The sequence below is a fragment of the Agrococcus sp. HG114 genome (assembly GCF_024723325.1).
Lineage (GTDB): Bacteria > Actinomycetota > Actinomycetes > Actinomycetales > Microbacteriaceae > Agrococcus.
Genome location: NZ_JANQCH010000191.1, coordinates 1 through 2,434 on the forward strand (window position 1 = coordinate 1; position 2,434 = coordinate 2,434).

Genomic DNA, 2,434 nt, shown 5'->3' on the forward strand with positions numbered 1-2,434 from the left:
CGGCGCCCGCGCGCGGCGGCGGCCCGGCATCCGCACCGCAGCCCCGCGCGGCCTCGCCGGCACGCGTCCGCCTTATAGGCTGGCGGCATGCCTCGCATCGCCGTCGTGCCCGGTTCGTTCGACCCTGTCACCCTGGGTCACCTCGACGTCATCGCGCGAGCCGCCCGGATCTTCGACGAGGTGCACGTCGTCGTCACGCACAACCCCGACAAGCACGCGTTCCTGCCGGTCGTCGAGCGCGAGGCGCTCATCGAGCGCTCGATCGACGAGGCCCGCATCGAGGGGCAGATCCGCATCGCGAACTGGTCGATGGGCCTGCTCGTCGACTACTGCCAGCAGGTGGGCGCGGAGGTGCTCGTCAAGGGCATCCGCTCGTCGACCGACCTCTCGTACGAGACGCCGATGTCGATCGTGAACCGCAACCTCGCGGGCGTCGAGACGATCTTCATGCTGCCGAACCCCGAGAACGCGCACGTCTCGTCGAGCCTCGTGCGGCAGGTGTCGGAGCTCGGCGGCGACATCAGCCCCTACGTACCGCGGGCCGTCGCCACCTTCCTGCAGCAGCGATGAGCGCGCCCGCGCGCGACGCCGACCTCGAGCTGCGGGCGCTGCGGGGCATCGGCGAGGTGCGCCCGGGCGACGACCTGCCGCAGCTCGTCGCCGACGCGCTCGCGCCGCTCGAGCCGCGGGACGGCGACATCGTCGTCGTCACGAGCAAGGTCGTCTCGAAGGCCGAGGGGCGCATCCGCCCCGCCGCCGAGCGCGAGCGGGCGATCACCGAGGAGTCGGTGCGCCTCGTCGCCTCGCGCGCGTTCCCCGGCGGCATCACGCGGATCGTCGAGCACCGCTCGGGCCTCGTGCTCGCCGCGGCGGGCGTCGACGCGTCGAACACCGACGACGGCACGATCCTGCTCCTCCCGGAGGACTCGGATGCGTCGGCGCGCGCGATCGGCGAGCGGCTGCGGTCGCGCTTCGGGTGCGCGATCGGCGTCATCGTGAGCGACACGCTCGGGCGCGCGTGGCGCGTCGGCCAGACCGACGTCGCGATCGGCGCGGCCGGCATTCGCGTGCTCGAGCCGCTCGCGGGCGCGCTCGACGCGAACGGCCGCCCGCTCACCGTCACCGCGCCCGCGATCGCCGACGAGATCGCCGGTGCCGCCGACCTCGTGGCCGGCAAGTCCGACGGCGTGCCGGTCGTGCTCGTGCGCGGGCTGGGCCGCCACGTCACCGGGCTCGACGAGCCGGGCGCCGACCGGCTCGTGCGGCGCGAGGGCGACATGTTCCGCCTCGGCACCGACGAGGCCTACCGGCTCGGCCGCGAGGCGGGCAGGATCGATGCACTGGCGGAGGCGGGGGCTTCGGATGACGGCTGAGGGGCGCGGCGAGCCGCAGGTGCTCGAGCAGGTGCCGCCCGCGACGGCGACCGCCGGCGACCGCATCGAGCGGGCCGTGCAGAGCGTCATCGCGGGCAAGGCGGAGGAGATCCGCACGGTGCTGACCGTGCTGCTCGCCGAGGGCCACGTGCTGCTCGAGGACGTGCCGGGCGTCGGCAAGACGCAGCTCGCGCGCGCGTTCGCCGCGGCGATCGGCGGCACGGTGCGCCGCATCCAGTGCACGCCCGACCTGCTGCCGAGCGACATCACCGGCATGTCGGTGCTCGATCGCGCGACCGGCGAGCTGCGGTTCCAGCCCGGCCCGGTGTTCGCGAACATCGTCATCGCCGACGAGATCAACCGCGCGAGCCCCAAGACGCAAGCGGCGCTGCTCGAGTGCATGGCCGAGGGGCAGGTCACGGTCGACGGCGTCACGCACCTCCTGCCGTCGCCCTTCCTCGTGGTCGCGACGCAGAACCCCATCGACATGGAGGGCACGTACGCGCTGCCCGAGGCGCAGCGCGACCGCTTCATGGTGCGGCTCGAGCTCGGCTACCCCGACGAGGCCGCCGAACTCGCGATGGTGCAGGCGCGCGAGACCGTGCAGCCGCTCGACGCCGTGCACCCGGTGACGACCGAGGCGCAGTTCCGCGCCGAGATCGACGCCGCGCACGCCGTGCGCGCGCACGAGCTCGTCGAGCGCTACGCCGTGCGGCTCGCGCGGGCCACCCGGCAGCACGCCGACGTGCGGCTCGGCGCGAGCCCGCGCGCGACGCTGCAGCTCGTGCGGGCGGCGAAGGCGCGCGCGCACCTGCTCGGCCGCGACTGGCTCTCGCCCGACGACGTGAAGGCGCTCGCGCAGCACGTGCTGCCGCACCACCTCGTGCTGCACGACCCGCGCGCCCGGCACGACGACGCGCGGGCGGTGGTGGCGCAGGCGATCGCCGGCACCGTCGCCCCCGTCATGCGCTGATGGCCGCGGCGGGCCGGAGCGACGCCCGCGGGGCGGCTCGGCGCCCGGACCCCGGGCGGCGGCGCGGCCGGTCCGCCCGCAGGGGCTC

General features: G+C 75.2%; 3 protein-coding genes. All 3 read left to right on the top strand.

Annotated features, from left to right (window positions below; genetic code table 11):
- Positions 1-87 precede the first annotated feature (87 nt).
- Genes coaD through NWP09_RS12445 form a run of 3 tightly spaced genes read left to right on the top strand, consistent with a single transcriptional unit; the run spans position 88 to position 2,346 of the window.
- Positions 88-570 carry a pantetheine-phosphate adenylyltransferase gene (gene coaD / locus NWP09_RS12435; protein ID WP_258275814.1) on the top strand — a complete coding sequence of 161 codons (483 nt, stop codon included), beginning with the start codon at positions 88-90 and terminating at the stop codon, positions 568-570.
- The gene (cofE, locus tag NWP09_RS12440) at positions 567-1,373 is read left to right on the top strand and encodes a coenzyme F420-0:L-glutamate ligase (RefSeq protein ID WP_258275815.1); all 807 of its coding nucleotides are present in this window, start codon (positions 567-569) and stop codon (positions 1,371-1,373) included. Before coaD ends, cofE begins: the two co-directional genes overlap by 4 nt.
- Entirely contained in the window at positions 1,363-2,346 is a 984-nt protein-coding gene (locus NWP09_RS12445) for a MoxR family ATPase (RefSeq protein WP_258275816.1), read from the top strand. Before cofE ends, NWP09_RS12445 begins: the two co-directional genes overlap by 11 nt.
- Positions 2,347-2,434: the final 88 nt, after the last annotated feature.